Origin of the sequence: Actomonas spartinae, assembly GCF_051209155.1 — a bacterium.
In the GTDB taxonomy this organism is placed as follows: domain Bacteria; phylum Verrucomicrobiota; class Verrucomicrobiia; order Opitutales; family Opitutaceae; genus Actomonas.
The window spans coordinates 1,955,705-1,975,609 of the sequence record NZ_JBPJGB010000001.1 but is presented as its reverse complement, the minus strand read 5'-3'; the positions used below and the strand labels follow the sequence as shown (position 1 = coordinate 1,975,609).

At 65.2% G+C, this 19,905-nt stretch carries 15 protein-coding genes and 1 tRNA gene; 3 read left to right on the top strand and 13 right to left on the bottom strand.

Translation table 11 applies throughout. From position 1 onward, the window contains the following. Nucleotides 1-36 precede the first annotated feature (36 nt). The 8 genes from AC0MRV_RS07950 to AC0MRV_RS07915 form a co-directional block, all read right to left on the bottom strand. A complete protein-coding gene (locus AC0MRV_RS07950) occupies nt 37-1,194 on the bottom strand; it encodes an efflux RND transporter periplasmic adaptor subunit (protein ID WP_472763913.1) in 1,158 nt (385 codons plus the stop codon). Between the two features lie 142 nt (nt 1,195-1,336). Continuing rightward, the gene (locus AC0MRV_RS07945; protein WP_472763912.1) at nt 1,337-1,606 is read right to left on the bottom strand and encodes a hypothetical protein; all 270 of its coding nucleotides are present in this window, start codon (nt 1,604-1,606) and stop codon (nt 1,337-1,339) included. Next, a complete protein-coding gene (locus AC0MRV_RS07940) occupies nt 1,603-2,406 on the bottom strand; it encodes a flagellar motor protein MotB (protein WP_472763911.1) in 804 nt (267 codons plus the stop codon). Before AC0MRV_RS07940 ends, AC0MRV_RS07945 begins: the two co-directional genes overlap by 4 nt. A 9-nt stretch (nt 2,407-2,415) precedes the next feature. Then, nucleotides 2,416-3,279 (bottom strand): motility-associated protein, encoded by an 864-nt coding sequence (locus tag AC0MRV_RS07935; protein WP_472763910.1) that lies wholly within the window; start codon nt 3,277-3,279, stop codon nt 2,416-2,418. 45 nt (nt 3,280-3,324) lie between these two features. Next, nucleotides 3,325-4,116 carry a FliA/WhiG family RNA polymerase sigma factor gene (locus AC0MRV_RS07930; RefSeq protein WP_472763909.1) on the bottom strand — a complete coding sequence of 264 codons (792 nt, stop codon included), beginning with the start codon at nt 4,114-4,116 and terminating at the stop codon, nt 3,325-3,327. 34 nt (nt 4,117-4,150) lie between these two features. After that, a complete protein-coding gene (locus AC0MRV_RS07925) occupies nt 4,151-4,498 on the bottom strand; it encodes a hypothetical protein (RefSeq protein WP_472763908.1) in 348 nt (115 codons plus the stop codon). Between the two features lie 5 nt (nt 4,499-4,503). After that, entirely contained in the window at nt 4,504-5,664 is a 1,161-nt protein-coding gene (locus tag AC0MRV_RS07920; protein ID WP_472763907.1) for a hypothetical protein, read from the bottom strand. Between the two features lie 185 nt (nt 5,665-5,849). Further along, the gene (locus AC0MRV_RS07915) at nt 5,850-6,530 is read right to left on the bottom strand and encodes an acyltransferase (protein WP_472763906.1); all 681 of its coding nucleotides are present in this window, start codon (nt 6,528-6,530) and stop codon (nt 5,850-5,852) included. A 122-nt stretch (nt 6,531-6,652) separates the two neighbouring features. On the opposite strand from AC0MRV_RS07915, the gene AC0MRV_RS07910 reads away from it, so the two are divergent. Further along, a complete protein-coding gene (locus AC0MRV_RS07910; RefSeq protein ID WP_472763905.1) occupies nt 6,653-9,085 on the top strand; it encodes an FAD-linked oxidase C-terminal domain-containing protein in 2,433 nt (810 codons plus the stop codon). Between the two features lie 36 nt (nt 9,086-9,121). Continuing rightward, on the top strand, nt 9,122-10,213 hold the full coding sequence (gene queA / locus AC0MRV_RS07905) for a tRNA preQ1(34) S-adenosylmethionine ribosyltransferase-isomerase QueA (protein WP_472763904.1): 1,092 nt from the start codon (nt 9,122-9,124) through the stop codon (nt 10,211-10,213). A 195-nt stretch (nt 10,214-10,408) separates the two neighbouring features. Here the strand turns inward: queA and AC0MRV_RS07900 are convergent, their stop codons facing one another. Further along, nucleotides 10,409-12,889, bottom strand: a complete 2,481-nt coding sequence (locus AC0MRV_RS07900) for a beta-mannosidase (RefSeq protein ID WP_472763903.1) — start codon at nt 12,887-12,889, stop codon at nt 10,409-10,411. A gap of 232 nt (nt 12,890-13,121) precedes the next feature. Between AC0MRV_RS07900 and AC0MRV_RS07895 the strand changes: the two genes are divergently transcribed. Next, nucleotides 13,122-15,215 (top strand): DUF5060 domain-containing protein, encoded by a 2,094-nt coding sequence (locus tag AC0MRV_RS07895; protein ID WP_472763902.1) that lies wholly within the window; start codon nt 13,122-13,124, stop codon nt 15,213-15,215. 113 nt (nt 15,216-15,328) lie between these two features. On the opposite strand, the gene AC0MRV_RS07890 is transcribed toward AC0MRV_RS07895, so the two are convergent. The 4 genes from AC0MRV_RS07890 to AC0MRV_RS07875 form a co-directional block, all read right to left on the bottom strand. Beyond that, nucleotides 15,329-15,404, bottom strand: a tRNA-Gly gene (locus AC0MRV_RS07890). An 89-nt stretch (nt 15,405-15,493) separates the two neighbouring features. Beyond that, nucleotides 15,494-16,423: a hypothetical protein gene (locus AC0MRV_RS07885; RefSeq protein WP_472763901.1), complete on the bottom strand. Its 930-nt coding sequence runs from the start codon at nt 16,421-16,423 to the stop codon at nt 15,494-15,496. Further along, nucleotides 16,416-18,605 carry a GumC family protein gene (locus AC0MRV_RS07880; RefSeq protein ID WP_472763900.1) on the bottom strand — a complete coding sequence of 730 codons (2,190 nt, stop codon included), beginning with the start codon at nt 18,603-18,605 and terminating at the stop codon, nt 16,416-16,418. Before AC0MRV_RS07880 ends, AC0MRV_RS07885 begins: the two co-directional genes overlap by 8 nt. 85 nt (nt 18,606-18,690) lie before the next feature. Then, nucleotides 18,691-19,869, bottom strand: a complete 1,179-nt coding sequence (locus tag AC0MRV_RS07875) for an outer membrane beta-barrel protein (RefSeq protein WP_472763899.1) — start codon at nt 19,867-19,869, stop codon at nt 18,691-18,693. Between the last annotated feature and the right edge of the window lie 36 nt (nt 19,870-19,905).

Sequence of the window (19,905 nt, the reverse complement as noted above, 5' to 3'; positions counted from 1 at the left end):
TTACAGTGCGACCGGAATCAGCGGGGACGGCACCGGTTACGGGGTCAGGAACGCGTCGCGCAGCGGCATGGGATCCAGCGGCGCGCCCGGGAAGAGAATCAGCGCGCCAACCCCCGAAGCGACCACTTGCGTGCCCTCCTCCAGCGGACCGCGCAGCGGCGTCACTTCAACGAGTCCCCCGGCGCGCAAACCGGTGCGCACGGGCGTGAAGGCAGCCTTGGGCACATCGCCACTTTGATCGACGGTGATGATCTGCACGCCGCGCGAGTTGGTGAGGATCGCGCCTTCCGGCACCGCGAAGACGCCGGACTTCTCGTCGAGCAGGAGGTTGATGTTGGCAAACATGCCGGGACGCAGGCCGGGAGCGGCCGACTTGATGATGGCCTTCACCTCGGAGGAGCGCACCGCCCGATCGATCGTCGAACTCACGAAGTAAACCTCGCCGGTGAGATCCTGTTCGTCGTCGGCAAAGGTCTCGGCGCGCGTGCGCAGGGTGACCACGGTGCCGGGGTGCACCTTGGCGAGGTAACGTTCCGGCACCTGGAAATTGATCTTCAGGCGGCTCAGGTCGTCGATCGTCGTGATGACGGTGGTCGGCGTCACGTAATCGCCCGGCGAGATCGCCCGCGCCCCCACCACCCCGGCGAACGGCGCGCGGATCTCGGTCTTGGACAAACGCAGGCGGATGAGCGACAGCTCGGCCTGTGCCGCGGCGAACTCCGAGCGGGCGCGGTCATACTCGGACTGCGCAATGGTGCGCGATTGGCTCAGGTTCTCGCTGCGTTCGACGTTGAGTTTGGCGAGGTTGAAGCGCGCCTCGACCTGGGCCTGCTGGGCCTGCAGCTCGGCGTCGTCAATTTTGAGCAGCAGGTCGCCCGCCTTCACCTGCTGGCCCTCGTCGAAATAGATGCCGCGCACGATGCCGCCGATCTCGGTGCGCATCTCGGCCGATTCATTGGCCGCGATCGAACCGACCAGATTGAGGGTTTCGACCATGTCGCGCTTGGCGAGGGTCACGACCTCGACCGGCTGAGCCCGGTTGGCGTTGGCGCGCCCGGCACCGGAGCCGGTTGCCGGCCGATCGCCGGATTCTTTGGCGCAACCGGAGGCAAACAGAGCACCGGTGAGCGCAATAACGGCAAGGGAGGCACGGGGTGAAAGCGTCCGCATGAGACCACGGGTTGAAGCGGGCATGAACATCGGACGCAAAGTTCGCCCCCGATTTACGTTAATGGCAAGAGAGCCCTACGAAGAATCAACCGCGCCGCGCACGGGCCGCGCGGGGCCACCGTCATCTCGCCGTCCCGAGGGCCGGCGTCCACCTTGGTGCTGCTCATCAGGCCGGGCCGGCGTAGAGGCAGTCGATCTCGATGCGTTCGCCACAGGCGCAGGTCACGATGAGGTGGGTGACCTTGTCGCCTTGTTTGACGCACTCCACGGTCGGCTCATGCGCGTGACCGCCCCCTCCCATGGGAGCACGCGATCCACCACCGGCCCCCGCGGCCGAGGTTTGGGCACTCACACCACGATGGGCCGCCGGTTTTTCCAGCAAGGGTTTGAGGGACGGCACAGAGGCCGAGGGGCGGCCGGAGAGAAAGGACTTCATTCGGAATAGGAAACGGGGGATTCGCCGCGGCGGGCGCGGGTGCCGACCGTGAGGCTGAAGGACACACGCTGGTTGCTCTCGTCTTCGGGCGGCACGTCGGGCAGCGCGCGGGTCGCCGCAAAGCCGGAGACGCGTTCGATGAGCTTGCCTTCGACGGCGTAGTGCACGAGCGCGCGACGCGCGGCATTGGCGCGGTCGCTGGAGAGTTCCCACGGCGTGTAGGTTTCGTCGGGAAACTCGAGGCCGGCCTTGGTGTGGCCTTCGATGACGACGTTGAACTTGTGGCGGTCGATGACCCAGGCGAGGCCTTGAATCACAAAGGTCCCCCACTCCGTGAAATCGGCCGTGTTGTCGATGAAGAGCGGCTGACTCTCGCGATCAAACAGGGTGATGCGCAGACCGTCGGAGGTGACCTGGATGTCGATCGGCCGGTTGGCGAAATTTTCGTCCAGGTGCAGCAGCCGGTAGAAGTCCTTCGCGACCGAGTTGAGGAACTGCAGGTCGATGGTGCGGGCGTCGGAGGTGCTTTGGTTCGGCCCGGCGCCGTCCTCGCTCTTGGAGCTGCTGCTCGACTTGGTGGGCTGATTGGTATCGAAAGGCAGGATACCGGTGGTGGCGTCCATCGGTGAGTTGAAGGGCGACTGAAAATAGCGGGAGGTCGCGAGCAGGATCTTTTCGTCCTGGGCCGAGATCCACAGCACCATGAAGAGCGCCATCATCGCCGTCACGAAGTCGGCGTAGGCCACTTTCCAGGCGCCACCGTGGTGACCGCCCCCCTTCTTCTTTTTGCGCTTGGCCATGGCCGGGGATTACTTGGGCGACGGCAGCGACTTGAGGGTTTCCTCGAGTTGCTCGCCGTCGGGTTGGACGGAGGAGTCCAGGGTGCGACGCGCGATCTCCACCGCGGTGAGCGGCGCGAGCCCCTTGGCGAAGGCGGCGACGGCGGCGAGGATGCAGTTGAGCACCTGCATCTCGGAGCTGTTGTTGAACTTCACGCGGTTGGCCAAGGGATTCACAAACCCGTAGGCCACAAAGATGCCGAGCAGCGTGCCGGTGAGCGCCGCGGCCACGCGTTCGCCCACCACCTCGGGACCGTCGGAGATGGCGGACATCGTGTTGATGATGCCCAACACCGCCGCGACGATGCCAATGCCCGGGAGGGAGTCGCCGACGAGCTGGAGGAGGTGCACCGGGTGCTCCTTCTCCTCCCCGCGCGCCTCGAGCTCACCATACATGAGCTCCTCGAGTTGGTCGGGTTTGATCTTGCCGTCGATGATCGGCTTGAGGCCGTTGAGCAGGAAGCTCATGCGCTCGTGATCGGCGGTGAAACCGGGATAACGCTGAAAAATGGAACTCTCCGTCGGGTTCATGACGTGCTCTTCGAGCGCGATGAGACCGTTGCGGCGACCGACCATGAAGATCTCGTAGAGCAGCTTGAGGATGTCCTCGTAATCACTCTTGGAAGGTCCCCCGCCCTTCAGCGCGACGAGAACCTTGTGAATGATTTCCTTCATGATGTGACCCGGCGACGCGATGATGAGCACGCCCAGCGCGACACCGAGAATGACGACAAACTCCGACACGTGCAGCAGCACCATCGGGTTGCCGCCGGCGATCATGAAACCGCCAATCGTCGAGATGAAGACGATAAGTGAACCAACGATGATGAGCATGGCCGGAAAAGAGGGTTAAGGCTGGCGAAAGATGGAGCCGAACGCTCAGCGGTTGCGGGCGCGTTGGATCCAGGAGCGCAGACCGAGAATGGCTTGGCCGTGAATCTGGCAGATGCGGGACTCGGTGAGGCCGAACACGGCGGCGATTTCCGCGAGGCGCATGTTTTCAAAGTAATACATGGCGAGGACCTTCTTCTGCACGTCGGGCAGTTGCTCGATGCGGTCGGCGACCATCTTGAGCAGCTCGTCCTTCTCCATGTTGGCGCAAACGTCCTCGGCCTGATCGTCGGCAATGAGGTCGTGCAGGGTGCCGCCGGAGCTTTCCTCGTCCTCGAGGGGCTGATCGATCGGCACGAAGCTGATCGGGCGGATCTCCTCCTGCCAGCGGGCAAATTCCTTGGGCTCGAGGCCGAGGTGTTCGCGCACCTCTTCGTCGGTGGCGGCGCGGCCGACCTTTTGCTCCACCTCGGTGATGGCGTTGCGGATCTTGCGGGCCTTGGCGCGAGCGCGGCGCGGGCACCAGTCGAGGCGACGCAGCTCGTCAAGCACGGCGCCACGGATGCGGGTGGTGGCGTAGGCGGCGAAGGTGTGACCCTGCTCCGGATCGAAACGGTTGACCGCCGCGATGAGACCGGTGACGCCGACGCTGTAGAGGTCCTCCACCTCCACGTGCGCGGGCAGGTGAATCTTGATGCGATCGACGACGTTGCGGACGAGCGGGAGGTGACGTTCGATGAGTTCAGACTCGTCGACGGGGCCGGTCACCCCGGAGTAGACGCGCCACGCGGATGAGGCTTTGGGGGCTTCCGGGACGTGTTTGAGAGCGGCGTTGTTCATGGCGGGTGGGTGGGTTCAAAAAGGTTGAAGGGACTCAGGTGCGGGCAGGCATGGCGGGGGCGGCGGCGGACGAACGGGCAAGCGCGGGGTTGGCGGCTTCCCGGCGGGAGGCGGTTTTGGAGGCCAGGGCGGCGGCATCCTTTTTCTCTTGGGCGGCGGCCTCAGCGGCGGCCTCCTCTTCGGCAAGGCGGCGACGGATTTCCAAGGTCTCGGTCAGGGCCCGCTCGAGTTGCGACCACCACCAGCGCAGCAGCCAGGCGCCGGCGAGGCAGGCGATCGCGGCATCACGCAGGATGAGATCCAGCGGACGGTCGGCGGTGAATCCAGCGACAGCGGCGAGGAAAAACCCGGTGAACCCACCCCAGAGCATGACGGTGCGCATCGTGGTCAGGCTCCCGGGATGGTGCGGCGGAGCAGAGCGTCCACCGCTTCGGTTTCGAGTTCTCCGACGAGGCTGGGACCGGTGCCGAGGAAGAGCGGCGTGACCGCGCCCTCGAGCAGGAAGTCCCAGAGCTTGCCCCAGTGGGCGAGCTCGTCGACGTGAGTGAAGACAACGTGGGTCGCACCAAGCTCGCGTCCCACGGAGTATGCCGACTGCAGAGCGGCGCGATCGTGCAGCGCGTGCAGCACGAGAACGCGGCTGGTGAAACCGCTCTGGTCGAGGAAGTCGGCGAGATGCTCGTCTTGCTGGCGGCCGAGACGCAGGCTGGGCAGATCGGCGAGCAGGAAGTCCTGATTGCGGTTCTGCTCGCGCAGCGGCGCGGTGCCGTCGACGTGCATGAGGTTGACGCCGAGCGCCTCGCAGAAAACCGCGAGACCATCGGCGGGATTGGGCCGGTCAAACTCCACCTTGGCGACGGAGCCGGTGCGGCCTTTTTGAAAAACTTGATGCGACAGCCACTTGCTCAGCGCGGTGGTGCGGCCGGTGCCGGCGAGCCCGAGGAAGGCCACGCGATCGGTGAGCAGGCGACGCTTCGGCGCGGTGGCGACCTCGCGCAGCTCCTCACCGATGTGGCTGAGCGCCTCGTGCAGCGGACGCTGCTCGATGTCGCGCCAGCGCGGGCTGCCCTGCAGGCGGGCCATCATGATGTCGGAGAACCCACCGCGACGCAGCACGTCGGGCAGGAGGCGGCCGGTCTTGCGTTCCGGTCCGGCGTAAAAGTCATCGGCCTCGATACCCACCGCCGGGCGACGGGTGCGGGCGTTGGCGTCGGCCGGCGTGTCCCCCGTGGCCGCATCGCGGGCCTGGCCGTAAGTGCCGGCCACCGAGTGGGTCGCGGCTTGATTGGCAGCCGGGGCCGGGACCTCGGCGATCGTGGCGGGGGCGGGCTCGGCCTCCTCCGCGGCGGGCAATTCGGCAACAACCTCGATCTGCGGCCGGGAGAACAGACCCTTGAGGCCGGAGTTGGGCAGATTGCGAACAGACAACACCCGGGCGGTCGGCCCCAGCTCACGGCGAATCGTGTCGACCGCCTCTTGGGCGGAGTGCACGACCAGGCGGTAGGTGGCGCCCGGTTGAGCCTGAGTGTTGAGGTTGGTTTGTGCCATCGGCGGTCTTGATCGCAACCCACGTGCCAAGAACCAGCGATAGCCTGTTACCTATTCGCTATGAGCGTTTTAAAAATTTCATATTTTATTCAAGCACACCAAAAGCCGACCGAGGGAATTCCCCCGGGGGGCAAGCGGCAGGAATTGCCGAGAGGCGGCGAAAACCTTGCCGAGAAGGGTCCTCCTCAGTCGCGACGGGGGATGACCGCAAGGCTGGTGCGTGCTTTTGCGAAGTGCCCGGCCGGCAGGTAGCCGCCGAAGGCCAGCGTCGGCATGACCAACGCGCGTTTGCCGAGCAGGGTGCCCGGTTGGAGCACGGCATTGCAACCGACCTCGGCCGCATCGCCCAAAATCGCGCCCATCTTGCGCAGTCCGGTCTCCACCACGCGGTCCGGCAGCCGGACGAGCACGGGAGATTGATCGAGGCGCAGATTGGAAAGCACGACGCCCGCGGCGAGATGGGCGCCGTTGCCCAGCACCGAGTCGCCCACGTAGCTAAAGTGCGGGACCTGCACGCCATCCATCAGCAGGCAGTTCTTAAACTCACAACTGTTCCCCAGCACGCACCCGGCGCCGACGATGACATTGCCGCGCACAAAGGCACCCGGACGGATCTCCGTGCCCGCGCCGATGTATGACGGGCCGATCAGCGTCGCCTGACCGGGCAGCTTCACGCTCGGGTCGAGCCATACCTCCCCCTCCACCACCACGCCGGGCGGCAGGTCCCGCTCCGCCGTGTTGCCTTTCAGGTCCGCCAACGCGCCTTTGATCGCGCCGACCCATTCCCACACCGGCGCTTCGGCCGCAAAGTGGGCGGCAAAAGCCTGCAGCGAAGGGGGCAGCGCAAAAAACTCGTCGGCTCGCATGCTCCCAGTCCAAGCCGAGCCCGCGCCCGCGGTCAACCTCCCCAATCGCGCATCGCCTTCGCCACCCCGCCTTGCTTCTCTATTTCAGCTTTTCAGCATTTTTGAGTTTCAGCTCTTCTCCCGTGTCGTCCCCTGCCCTTCAGCGCCTCCGTTCCCAGCTTCCCGACAACCGTGTCGCCATCGACGACGCCACCCGGGCCACCTACGACGCCGACGCCCAGACCGCCTACCGCCAGCGCGCCGTCGCGGTCGTTACCCCGCACACCGCCGAAGAACTGATCGCGACCGTGCGCTGGTGTCGCGCCGAGGGCGTGCCCTTCACCGTGCGCGGCAGCGGCACCGGGCTCTGCGCGGGCGCCACCCCCGTCGAGGGCGGCATCGCCATCGTCACCACCCGACTCAACCGCATCCTTCGTCTCGATCCGAACCAACGCATCGCCGTCGTCGAGCCGGGTGTGGTGAACCTCAACCTCACCGCCGCCGCCGCGCCGCACGGCCTCTTCTACGCGCCCGATCCGTCGAGCCAACCCGTCTGCACGCTCGGCGGCAACGTGGGCTTCAACGCCGGCGGTGCCCACTGCCTGAAACACGGCATGACCTCCAACCACGTGCTCGGCCTCAAAGCCGTGCTCGCCACCGGCGAGGTCGTGACCTGGGGCGGAGACACGCGCGACACCATCGGTCCCGACTGGACCGGACTCTTTGTCGGCAATGAGGGCCTCTTCGGCGTCGCCCTCGAAATCACTCTGAACCTCCTCCCCATCACCGACGGCGTCCACACCGTGCTGGCCGGCTTCCGCAGCGCCGAGGCCGCCGGCCACGCCGTCTCCGCCATCATCGCCGCCGGTATCGTGCCCGTCGCGATCGAGCTGATGGATGAGTTGACCATCGAAGCCGTGCGCCCAGTCGTGCCGATTGACTATCCGCCGGACTGCAACGCCCTGCTCCTGATCGAGCTCGACGGCCCCGCGCCCATCGTCGCCGCGGAACGCCCGCGCCTCGAAAGCGTGTTGCGCGCCAGCGCCACGACCGGACTCGTCAGTGCCCGCGACGCCACCGAACGGGCTCGCATCTGGAAGGTCCGCAAGAGCGCTTACAGCGCCTATGGCCGACTCGCACCCAGCAACATGGTGCAGGACTGTGTCGTCCCGCGCCGCCATCTCGGCGAAGCACTGCGTCGCATCGGCGAACTCGCCTCCGCCGCCGGCATGCGGGTCGCCAACATTTGCCACGCGGGCGACGGCAACATCCACCCCAACCTGCTGCACGACGCCCGCGAACCCGGCGCCCACGACCGCGCCGAACACCTCTCCGGCCAGATCCTCGAAGCCTGTCTCGAGCTTGGCGGTTCGATCACCGGCGAACACGGCGTCGGTCTCGAAAAACGGCCCTACGTCGAACGCATGTTCGGCCCCGCCGAAACCGCGTTCTTTCATCGCCTGCACCGTGCCTACGATCCGGACGGCATTGCCAATCCCGGGAAGCTGCTCCCGCCGGAACGGCCCGACCCAAAGCCCTCCGCCGAACCGGGCTCCCTCACCGAGCTCGCCGACCTCGTTCGCGACACCCCGCGGCTGCTACCAGTCGGCGCGCGCACGAAACCCGCGCTCAGCGACGGCTTCGACGGCGAGCTCGTCTCACTCCGCCAACTGACCGGCATCACCGCATACGAACCGGCCGAGTTTGTGCTCACCGCTCTCGCCGGCACAACGCTGCGCGAGATCAACGACACCCTCGCGGCATCGGGCCAGTGCCTCGGATTCGACCCGCCCTTCGCCGACCTCGGCGCGACGCTCGGCGGCACGGTTGCCGCCAACCTCAACGGCCCGGCCAGTTTCGCGCGTGGTCGGGTGCGCGACGCCGTGCTCGGCCTGACCTTCATCGACGGGACCGGCCAAGCCCTCACCGTCGGCAGCCGGGTGGTGAAAAACGTCGCCGGCTTCGACGTGCCGAAGTTCCTCGTCGGCTCCGCCGGCCACTACGGCGTGCTCACCGAGATCACGCTCAAAGTCGTGCCGCGGCCGGAAGCCACGATCACGCATGCGATCCCGTTCGCGGATCCGACCGCATTGTCCGCCCTCCTGCCGCGCCTCGCCAACAGCCCCACCTTGCCCGAAGCGGTCGATATCGACGGCCTCAACCGGCGCCTGCTGGTGCGGCACAGCGCGCCCGCCGACGCCTTGGACACGCTGGTGGCGAGCATCGCCAAATTGCCCGGCGCAACGCTCGCCGAAAACAAGGCCACCTCACCGTCGATCCTCGCGGCGGCGGCGACACCGCTTCACCGCCTGCGCGTGCCCCATTCTGCCTTGGCACCGTTGCTGGAGGCCTTTGGCACACAGGTTCACCTGCACAGCGCCGGGGCCCACGGTTGGTTCGGCGGCGACTTGTCGGTGGAGACGGCAACCCGGTTCTTTGAGTGGGGCATCACGTGGCAGACCTTGCGCGGCACCACCGCCACCGCGGTCCAGTCGCCACATCGTTCGGAAATCGAAAAGGCGGTTCAACGCGTCCTGGATCCGGAGCAACGTTTCAGCGCGCGGACGGAGGGTTGACGGATTCCGTCAGTCGGCCCACCTCTGCGGGCTTCCGTGAGTGCCCTTTCGACCGACCTCTTTGACTACGAGCTGCCTGATCACTTGATCGCGCAATCTCCCGCCGCGCGGCGTGATGCCTCGCGACTCTTGGTGGTGGACCGAGTCTCGCGTTCGATCGCGCACCACCACTTCACAGACTTGCCCGAGTTGCTCGACGGCAACGACCTGCTCATCCGCAACAACGCCGCGGTGCTACCCGCCCGCCTGCGCGCGCAACGTCCCACTGGCGGCGCGGTGGAGTGTTTTTTGCTCCGCGCCGAGTCGACCGACGACGCCGGCCACGAAGCCTGGTGGTGCTTGCTGCGGCCCGGTAAACGCCTGCCCGTCGGCGCGACCTTCGCGCGCGAGGGCGCCTTCACCGCGACCGTGCGGGAGAAGCACGAGGACGGGGTCGCGTTGGTGGACTTCGTCGTCGGTGACGGCCAGACCTCGCTCAAGGACGTGGCCAATGCGCTCGGCGAAATGCCGCTGCCGCCCTACATCTCGCGGCCAGCCGATGACGATCGCCGGGCCGCGGACTTGGAGCGTTACCAAACCGTCTACGCCGACCGTTCCCGCCAAGTCGCGGTGGCCGCGCCCACGGCAGGTTTGCACTTCACACCCGAAATCCTGGGCCGGCTCGAGACCAAAGGCGTCACCGCCCACGAGGTGACCTTGCATGTGGGTCTCGGCACCTTTCGGCCCGTCATGACCGAAAACATCACCGACCACGACATCCACCGGGAACTCTACGAGCTGCCGGCCTCGACGCAGGAAGCGGTCCTGCAAACCCAGCGACGGCGGGTGGCGGTCGGCACGACCTCCGTGCGCGCGATTGAGGATTTTTGCAGCAAGCACGACGCGTCGCTCGGCCGACCGTGCGTGGATGAAGCCGGTATTTTCATTTACCCGCCGCGCACCTTCCGTGGCGTCGACGCGTTGATCACCAACTTCCACCAACCGCGCTCCACCCTGCTCTGCCTCGTGTCGGCCTTCCTCACCCCCGGCAGCACCGATGGCATCGCGTGGATCCGCGAAATCTACGCCGAAGCCATCGCCCGCGAGTATCGATTTTTCAGCTACGGCGACGCCATGCTGATCGTGTGATCAGTGCTCTGGCTGGATTTCGTTTTTACAGGAGACAACAGAGGGCAACGGAGCCGAACCAACGCTGATTTAACAGAAGGTAACGAAGGGCAACAATGCCTTCAGCCTGAACCTTGGTTCACTTCGTTACCTTCTGCAAAAAGCATCAGGCTGACCGCTCTGTTTCCCTCTGTTTCCTCCTGTAAAATATTCCCCTCAATAAGTGTCCACCAGCGAGCGCCAGCTGAGTTTCTCGCGCAGTTTCGCGGCGGTGACTTTGCGCTTCACGGTCACGACGACCGACTTCGGCTCGTTCGGATAGAGCTCGAAGAAGTTGTCGCTCGACCGGTAATCGAATCCCGCGAGATCGAAGGCGAGGCGGTGCTGCAACACCGGCGAGGTGAAGGTGAGGCGGAAACGTTGCGCGTCCAAGGCCTTCACCGCGCACCGGACTTTGCCGCGTGGCAGCTGCATGAAACGCGGCGCGGTGAGCAGCACGGTTTCTTCGCTCACGCGTTCGCCGGCGATGTCGAGACCGATGCGCACGTAGACTTGGTCGAAGCTGGCCGACTTGAAGAGCTTGCGGAGTGCGAGGGACTTCTGTCGCACGGAGGTGCCGGGCTGCAGGACCACCTTCTTCGATCCGCCGCCCAGCCGCGTGCCGTCGAGGTGCATGAGATCCCAGCAAACGACCCCACGCGCGTTTTCCAGCGCGTCGTAAACGGTGTAGACATGGGCCTCATCGACGGACGATTTGCGGTAGTTGCCAATAGTCACCGTCTCGTCCCCGGGCACGTGCGCCGTGACCAGCGCCGGCGCATAGAAGCGACGCGCGGCGTAGTGCAGTGCTTTCCACCTGCCGGTGAATTCGAGCGAACTCCATGAAGCAACCGGCCAGCAGTCATTGAGCTGCCAATACAGCGACCCCATGCACCGCGGCATCAGGCGCCGGTAGTGTTCGACGCCAACCTGCATGCAGCGCGCCTGGTTGAGTTGCGACAGGTAGATGAGGTCGTCCTGCGATCGCGGGAAACGATACTGCCGCGAAACGTAATCGAGAATGATCTGGTTGCCGGCCGCGTTCTTCTGGTGGTTCTCCATCGTCGGGCCGAACACGTTGGTGTCGTCCGGCGGGCAGAAAGTCGCGTTGGTCGCGGGCGAGCTGTAGCTCTGCATGCCAAACTCGGCCACGAAGCGGAACTTCCAGAGCTCGTAGGATTTGATCGGTTTGCGCGAGTGCCAGACATCCCAGAAGTGCGTATCGCCCGTCTTCTCGCCGGCCTCGTGCTCATGCTCCCCCCCCCGCCGCCACGGCGACGACGGCCAATACGGAGTCGACGGATCGTTTTCCGCCACCACCTCCGGCAGGAGTTCGTGGAAGAGCTTTTCGTAACCGGGACGCACGTCCGGTTTCTCCGCGTCGTGGATTGTCTCCTGATTGAGGCCCCAGATCTCGTTGTTGCCGCACCACAACGCGAGGCTGGCGCGATGCCGCAGCCGGCGCACGTTGGCCTCGGCCTCCGGTCGCACCAAGTCACGGAACGCCTCCTCCACCGGATACAGCGTGCAGGCGAAGGCGAAGTCCTGCCACACCATCAGTCCGAGTTCGTCACAGAGGTCGTAAAAGGCTTCGCTCTCGTAGATGCCGCCGCCCCACACGCGCATCATGTTCATGTTGGCGTCGACGGCGGACTGCAGGTCGCGGGCGTAGTCGGCGCGCTTGAGGTTGGCGACGAAGCTGTGCGCCGGAATCCAATTGGCCCCTTTGGCAAAAACGGGTCGGCCGTTGACGACGAAGCGGAAAGCCTGCCCCCACTCGTCTTCGCTTTGATCGAGCTCGATCGTGCGCAGGCCGATGCGTTGTTGCCAGACGCCGATGCGTTGGCCCGCGCCATCGAGCACTTCCACCGTCAGCGTGTAGAGCGGTTGGGCGCCCTGCCCGGCCGGCCACCAGCGCTGCGGGTTCGGCACTTCAAACGTCGTGCCCTCGCTGCGGGTCACGACTTTGCCGTCCAGCTTGAGCGTGGAGCGACACGTCGCCGCGGCATCCGGGCGCGCGAGTTCCGGGGTGAGCGAAAGCGAAACGGCGCCGTTCGCGGCGTGGTCCTGTTTCACCATCACGCTCTCCAGTCGGTTGGCGCTCCAGGCCTCCAGCCGGATGTCCCGCCAAATGCCCGCCGTCACCAACCGCGGTCCCCAGTCCCAACCGAACTGGCACTGCTCCTTGCGAATCCGGTTACAGTTCCCGACCGGGTCATTAAATTCCCGAAACACATACTTGTCGTGGCGGCGGCGCAGGTAGTCGCCCACCCGGTCGAAGCGCACGAACAATTCGTTGCGGCCCGGTTTGAGCAGTTTCTTCACCTCCCAACGAAAGGGGGTGAACATGTTGGCGGTGCGGGCGACGACCTTGCCGTTGAGGGTCACCGTCGCGAGGGTGTCGAGGCCTTCGGCCACCAGCTCGACGACGTCCTCGGTGAGAAGCTTGGCATCGACCATGAACCGCGCCCGATACTCCCAGTCGCGGTCCTCGATCCACTGCAGCTCCAGTTCATTGGTGCCGAAGAACGGATCCGGAATCTTACGATTTTGGCGCAAGTCGAGGTGCACACAACCGGGCACGCGTGCCGGCAACCACTGGCGGGTGGCCGCATCGCGAAAGGACCAAGTTGCACGGGACAAATCTAGGTGGGGCATAAACGAAATGAAGCTGAGCGGAGTGAAAGCGCGAGGCTAACGAATCATGCCGGGCGCCGTAAGGAGATCTCTTGTTTTGCCGTGGAGATTCCCGTGGCGATTGCGGCGCAACCCAGCCAAGGAGTTGACGCCGAGGGCCGGACCCGGCCCGATGGAGGCGCGCGCCGCGCCTACCCTTTTACGCTTCAAGCCCCCTGTCATGATGGCCTTTCCACCACGCCGCCTTCGAACCGTGGTTTCCGTTTTCGGACTCCTCCTGCTCTTCCTCTCCTCGACGACCCGCGGCACGCCGCCGGTGGAACTGCGCTTCACGCCCACCGCGACCGAAGGGAATCCTTTCAGCCGCGAGATCTGGGCGCGGGTGGAGACGCCCAGCGAACGCATCATGGAGCTGCCCGCGTATTACCGCGGCGGCGGCCAATGGGCCGTGCGCACCCGGGCCGCCGAGCGCGGCAACTACCGCCTGCAAAGTGTGAGCGAGTTCGTGGCCGACATCTCACGCCCGTTGAATTTTGAGGCGGAAGACCGCGGCCGGTTCCGGGTGCGGGACGAGGACGAGTCCGGCGGGTTCATCAGCATCGATCGTCGTTCCGGGCAGCGTTTCGTGGACGCGCGCGGCAACCTCTACACCCCGCTCGGCGGCAACCTGCCGTGGGCCACCGAGGGGCGGGATCCGGTGGATTACTACCGCGCGGCCTTCGCGGACTTCCAACGCGTGGGCTTCAACTGGAGCCGCGTGTGGATGTGCGACTGGGGGCAAACGAATCTCGACTGGGTTGACCCCGCCCACGGCGAACAACCCGAACTCGGGCAACTCGACCTGGATGTGGCCCGCCGACTCGACCGGATCATCAACGCGGCCGAGGACTTCGGTGTCCGCCTTCAACTGGTGCTGCAGCACCACGGCCAGTTCACCACCTACAACAACAGCGACTGGGCCGAGAACCCGTGGAACGCCGCCAACGAGGATGGTTTCCTGGAGGATCCCGCGGACTTCTTCACCGACGCCACCGCCCGCCGTCTCACCCGCGACAAATACCGCTACATCGTCGCGCGTTGGGGTTATTCGCCCGCAATTCTGGCTTGGGAACTCTTCAATGAAGTGATGTGGACCAACGCGCGCCGCGGCGATGCCGCCGCCAACACGGCCGTCGCCGACTGGCACACCGAAATGGCCCGCCTAATCCGCCGCTACGACGTCCACGGTCACCTCGTGACGACCAGCGATGACGATCTCTCACACGAGCTGTGGAGCGCGATGGACTACTACCAACCTCACCTCTACGCGACCAACATGATCCTCGGTCTGCAGTCGTTGGCCCTGAGCGACCGCGCGATCGACCGACCGGTCTTTTACGGCGAGATGGGGGACGACAACATGGTCGGCCTCTCCTCCGAGCAACGCGCCAGCGGTTTCGTCCACCCCATCCTCGCCTGGTCGGGACTCTTTGGCCGGGCCACCGCGCCGGCGCAGATGTGGTATGTGGAAACCCTGCGTGCGAACGACCGCTGGCCGGAGGTGGCCGCCTTGGCCGGATTTGTTGAAGCCTCCGGCATCCTGCGCCAAGCTCTGCCGCGCATTGAGCACCCCTTGGTGCTCGATGGTGCGACCACTTCCCTGCGTATCGGGCCCGGCCACTATTGGCACCGCGGCGCCAACCCCACGATCGACCTCCCGACCGACGGCACCGAGCCGCCCGAGCTGATCGAGTTCCGCCGCATCCTCGATAGCGCCGCGAAACCGGACACCGCCTTCCCCACCGCCATGACTTTGCGGCTGCACTCGCCGGCCGCCACCAACGCCCGCCTCACTGTCGCCAGCATCGCTCCAAGAGGCGGTTCGCTGCGCATCGCCATCGATGGCCAAGTCGTGGCCAACACGACCTGGCCGGCGGTCGCCACCGGACGTCCAGTGCCCCGCGACGTGGTTTTCGACTTCCGCCTCGGCTACGGCACGCATGAGATCACACTCGAAAACCCCCACGGCCCCGACTGGATCGATTTGGCCGGGCTCGACCTGGGTCTGCCCGTGCCCGCGCTCACCGCGGTTGCCCGACGCAGTCCCGACCGCATCGTCCTGTGGGTGCGTCACCGCGACAACCTGCTCTCGCCCGATTTCGACGATGAGCTCACGCCGACGGCCGCAACCGTGCAGCTGAACGACGTGGCCCCCGGCAACTGGGCCATCAACTGGTGGGACCCGATCGCCGGCCGGCGCGGTGAACCGATGACCCTTCGCCATCGCGGCGGTCCCCTGCGCATCAAGACGCCGGAAATCCTGCGCCACGCTGGCGCCTGGTTGGAACGCCTTCCGGAAGACCGCTAAAGCGCTCCCCGGCCGACGCACACCCGCAGGAATGCCTGTGCTACCGTTCGGCTCCGTTTCTGAGCACCGGACACAAAAAACCCCCGGCGTTCAGGCCGAGGGTTTTAAGAAAATGGAGCGGGCGAAGAGATTCGAACTCTCGACAGCCACCTTGGCAAGGTGGTGCTCTACCAACTGAGCTACGCCCGCGAGAGGGAGGCAGACAAGAAGCCACCGCCGCGCCTCCGTCAATAGGTTTTTGGACCTTTTTTTGCGGGAGTCGCGCGGCAAGCAAAGGGTCAATTCAGGAGCTCCAGATCGAAGACCTGTTGGTTGCGCACCGGCGCCGCAAGCGGCAGCACCCCGCAGGCTTCCAAGGCCGACGCCATTTGCTCGCTGTGCCACAGTCGCAACCACTCCAGCAGCGGGCCGGCCTGAGCGCGCGGGAAGGCCAAACGTAGCTCGAGGCGCAGCGGATAATCCCCCACCGCCAGGTTTTCCGCGGTGGGCCCGAAGGCGACCTGATCGTCCCAGGCCGACACGAGCAGAACCTTAAAACCGGTCACCTCCGCCGGCAGCCGAGGCACGATCGCCAATGCCCCCACTTCGCGCGCGGCCGCCGCCAGGGTGGCTGGGGCGCTGCGGTGCCGGGTGACGCCGGCCTTGAGCGCGCCATCGCGCAGCACCACATGCCGAAAGATGGGCTCGGCCATGCCCCCTTCTCCGTCGGTCACAAACGGCACCACCGGCTCCACCGTCCAGTCGCCGACACCGCCCAGGTCCCCCCATCGCAAGGTCGCAACCGCGCTGCTGGCGCCGAAAATCTTGGCCAAGTCCGCAAACCCGATCTGTTCGATTGGGGCCTTCTCCGGCGCCACGACCAAGACCACCACATGGCCCAGCGGCACGCTCATCCAAGTCTCCGGCAAAGCGGGGGCGGTCGGGTAATCCAACAGCAGGGCCATCGCCGCTTCGCCGGCGCTCACTCGGTCCAAGGCCAACCGGGTCCCATCAAAATCGACCGCAATCTCCTCCTCGAAGTCCGCCGCCCATTTTTCCAAAAGCGCCACCACCGGCGGGCCCAGCACGTCGCTGCCCGCGATCCGCAACTTCGGCGCCTGCCCCGCGACACCAACCACGCTCAGCAGCAGCCCGGCGGTCCACCGCATCCAGCGATGCCGGCCAGACCCTGCCCGCAACCCCCACGCCAGCCAGCCGCGTTCAGACATCCGGTTCCTTGAGTTCGAGCCGCTCGGGCTCATCGCCCGATGGGGGCCGCCCTTTCCGCGCAGGTGCGGACGCGTTACGCGACCGCCGCGAGGACTTGGCCGAGGGGGCCTCCGCATCGTGGTAATAAGCGTAGTTGTGCGCGTAGTAACCGTAGTCTTCGCCGCTGTCTGCCGGGACTTGGTTAAGGATCACGCCAACCAGGGTCGTGCGAGAACTCTTCAACACCTGCTGCGCGCGCAGGGTCATGGCCTGCGGATTGCGGCGGTGCTGGATGAGCAACATCGCGCCATCCATCACCGTCGCCAGAACCGAGGCGTCACTCACCCCGATGATCGGCGGCGAATCGAAAAGGATGCGATCGTAGCGCTCCCGCAGGTTCTTGATCAGTTCAACGAGGCGCTGCGTGTGCAGCATGCCAAGCGTGAAGCCGCTCTGCCCGCCGCTGCCGATAAAATCGAGTCCGGGCGCGGCCTCGGTCTGCACCACCTCCTCGAGTGAGGCCACTCCCTGCAGATAATCGGATAGTCCCGGGCTGCGTTCCCAATCGCCCAAGCGGTGCTGCGTCGGCCGCCGGAGGTCGGCGTCGACCAGCAGGACCTTTTGCCCGCCGCGAGCCATGGTGAGCGCGAGGCGATGAATGGAGGTCGACTTCCCCTCGCCCGGTCCGGCCGATACGACCGAGACGGCGGCCGACTGTTTGTCGGGCAGCGACAGGTTCAAGTTAGTCTGCAGGACGCGAAAAGGTTCCGATGCGACCATGTCATCGGGGTTGTAGTCATCAGAACGGCTGAGCCACGGGATCACCCCCACCACGGGCACGCCGAGGCGCGACTCGATATCGGCCACGTTGCGAAAGCTGGTGTCGAAATATTCGATCGAAACCGCGACGCCCATGCCCAGCAGCGAGCCGACGATGAGGGCGAGCGCCATGTTGATGATCCAACTCGGTTTGCTCGGTTGACGGGCCGGAGTGGCGGCGCCGAGCAACTCGATGGTGCGCTTCGGCACTTGGAAATCGATTTCTCGCTGACGCAGCGTGAGCTTGAGCGTTGTGAGCACCCTGGTCGCCGTGTCGAGCTGCTGCACGGCTTCCTCGAAGGGGCGCATGCGATCGCGCGCGGAAAGGATTTGGTCGACCTTGGCCTGGCCGAGCTGGCGCTCCAGTTCGGCCACACGGGCCTCGGCCTCCTTGTAGGAAATCTCGAGGGCGTTTTCGTAGCCGCGCAATTGGCCGTCGAGCTGTTGCCGGATCTTTTCGCGGTTATCGATGGCCGAGATGAGATCGGGATGCGCCTCGCCCAGACGCCCGCGCAGACGGGTGACACTCTGGTCGGCGACAAGAAAGGCCTGCAGCAGGTTCTGGATGTTGTTGTCGTCGATGAGCTCGGCGTTGATGAGGTTGATGCGGTCCTCAAAAGGGATGTCACGGAAGCGCTCCCAACGGGTCTTGCGACCGATGGCGTCGACGCGGAGCGCAATGAGCGAATTTTGCATCTGGCGCAGCGTCTCGATTTCCATGTCGGAGTAGCGCGCGTTGAGGTCCACCCCGGCCAGGTCCAGATCGTCGCGGAGCTGCTCGACGCGGTCACGCATGGCGGTGACCTCACGTTCCTGCGCCTGCATCTCCGTGCGCAGCTTGGCCAGACCCTCGGTTTGCTCCGAGGTGGCGAGCGCAATGCGGTCGTCCGAATACACGCGGGCAATCTCATTGGCGATGTCGGCGGCCAACTGCGGTTGCTGCGAGTAGACGCCGATGTTGATGATGCTGGTGTTGCGCTCGGCATCCAGGCTCAGCATCTGGTCGACGAGATAGCGCACCGTCACGTCCTTGGGCAGCTCTCCCGCCACATCGAGCATCGGTGCGAGCCGGGCGCTGAGTTCCAGCCGATCGATGACCGGATGCAGAATCTTCGGCGACTGCATGATCTCGAACTGGTCCTGCAGGAATATCGGGTCGTAGCCCCCGCCGCCCTGCGGTTGGAACAGTTTGACGGCGCCATCGGGTTTTTCGACGCGCACGGTGGCCGCCGCGAAATACCACTTGGGCAACAAGGCCGTGACCACGGCGGCGGTGGAGATGACCACCAGGGCCAGCACCACGATCATCACCCAACGCTGCCGCAGGATGCGTAGGAAATCGGCCAGGGTGCTGTTTTCCAGTCGAGTGGAGGGCGATGCCATCGGCGGTTAGGAGACGAGGCGGGTCCGGACCTCGCAAGCGCGGAGTGCGGTCCGGGACGACGAGGGATGGTGAACCATCACACCCTCAGAAGGTGTAGCGCACGTCCAAGCCGACGCGCGTGCGATCGAGGTCGCGATTGGCGTCGTCGGAATCGGTGTGGTCGTAGTCGAAGGTGCCCGAAACCAACCAGTGACGCCGCGGCTGGTAGCTCATCGCCAGGCCCGCGCGCTGGGTGGTCTCATCGCGATCGGGCGACACGCCCGGGCGGCCATTGAGGGTGGACGGTTCGACGTTGTAGAAAAGCGAACCCGTCACCTGCGCGGTCACGGCGTGCTGCACCGTGACGAAGAAGCGGTTGACCTCGATGTCGGTGTAGAGGGCGACATTGGAGTTCTCCTCGGTGGCGCGGATGTAACCCGCGGAGAGGAAGCTTTTTTCGCCGTAGGCGTAGCGGCCGGTGATCTCGGCGTAGGGCGCATCCGCATTCGGCGCGCCGGAACGGTAGCGTTGCTCGAAACCGAAGCGCAGGCTGACCGACGTTTTCTCCGACGGGGCGTAATCGAGGCCGCCGAGGTAATAGTAAGAATTTTTGTCCTTGGTGTTGCCGGCCGTGTCGTAGGCGACGTCCTGATAACGGAACTCACCGATCAGTTTCGTCGCCTCGGACACCGCATAATCGAGGCTGAGTCCGAAGAGGGTCTCGTCGCGATCGAGCTGCGCGGCGAGCGTGTTCAAATCGAAAGCGTAAATCGAGGAGCGGCCCTTGAACGTGTAACCGAGGCGCTCGTTGATTTTGCTGATGAACACCAAGTCGATCTGGTTGTTCTTGAACGACTGATCGGTGTTGAGGGGTAAACCCGCCAGCAGCGACTCGGGGTTCTCGTTGATGCTGTAGGTCCCGGTGACATCGATCGTCGAATCCCGGTTGAACGCATGGGCCACGCGGGCACTGAAACGATGGCTGAACAGGTCCGTGTTCAGCGGGCGGTCGACCACGTAGTCGTAGTTGAGATCGTAGGACGCCGAGAAAAAGGTCTGCGCGGTGACAGAGGCATTAAAATCGATCGACGGCGAGAAGCGGTAGACCATCGACGAGACCGCACCGGTTGCCGCGCCGAAGATGTTGTCATCATGGTAAATCCCTCCCCCGATTTGGACCGCCACGGTTTGACCGAGATCTTCTTCCGGAATGGGGGCGTAAACCGCCCAGGCAGGCAAAGCCGCCAGGGAGGTTAAAAACAGGGCAACGTTTCGCTTCATCATCAGGACGATAAGTTTACCCAGCTAGGCGGAGGCCCG

Excerpts from the sequence above, each read along its gene's own strand:
- AC0MRV_RS07930 (WP_472763909.1), bottom strand. The coding sequence starts at position 4,116 with ATGAACAACGCCGCTCTCAAACACGTCCCGGAAGCCCCCAAAGCCTCA.
- AC0MRV_RS07915 (WP_472763906.1), bottom strand. The coding sequence starts at position 6,530 with ATGCGAGCCGACGAGTTTTTTGCGCTGCCCCCTTCGCTGCAGGCTTTT.
- AC0MRV_RS07940 (WP_472763911.1), bottom strand. The coding sequence starts at position 2,406 with ATGGCCAAGCGCAAAAAGAAGAAGGGGGGCGGTCACCACGGTGGCGCC.
- AC0MRV_RS07875 (WP_472763899.1), bottom strand. The coding sequence starts at position 19,869 with ATGATGAAGCGAAACGTTGCCCTGTTTTTAACCTCCCTGGCGGCTTTG.
- AC0MRV_RS07920 (WP_472763907.1), bottom strand. The coding sequence starts at position 5,664 with ATGGCACAAACCAACCTCAACACTCAGGCTCAACCGGGCGCCACCTAC.
- AC0MRV_RS07925 (WP_472763908.1), bottom strand. The coding sequence starts at position 4,498 with ATGCGCACCGTCATGCTCTGGGGTGGGTTCACCGGGTTTTTCCTCGCC.
- AC0MRV_RS07880 (WP_472763900.1), bottom strand. The coding sequence starts at position 18,605 with ATGGCATCGCCCTCCACTCGACTGGAAAACAGCACCCTGGCCGATTTC.
- AC0MRV_RS07885 (WP_472763901.1), bottom strand. The coding sequence starts at position 16,423 with ATGTCTGAACGCGGCTGGCTGGCGTGGGGGTTGCGGGCAGGGTCTGGC.
- AC0MRV_RS07935 (WP_472763910.1), bottom strand. The coding sequence starts at position 3,279 with ATGCTCATCATCGTTGGTTCACTTATCGTCTTCATCTCGACGATTGGC.
- AC0MRV_RS07900 (WP_472763903.1), bottom strand. The coding sequence starts at position 12,889 with ATGCCCCACCTAGATTTGTCCCGTGCAACTTGGTCCTTTCGCGATGCG.
- AC0MRV_RS07950 (WP_472763913.1), bottom strand. The coding sequence starts at position 1,194 with ATGCCCGCTTCAACCCGTGGTCTCATGCGGACGCTTTCACCCCGTGCC.
- AC0MRV_RS07945 (WP_472763912.1), bottom strand. The coding sequence starts at position 1,606 with ATGAAGTCCTTTCTCTCCGGCCGCCCCTCGGCCTCTGTGCCGTCCCTC.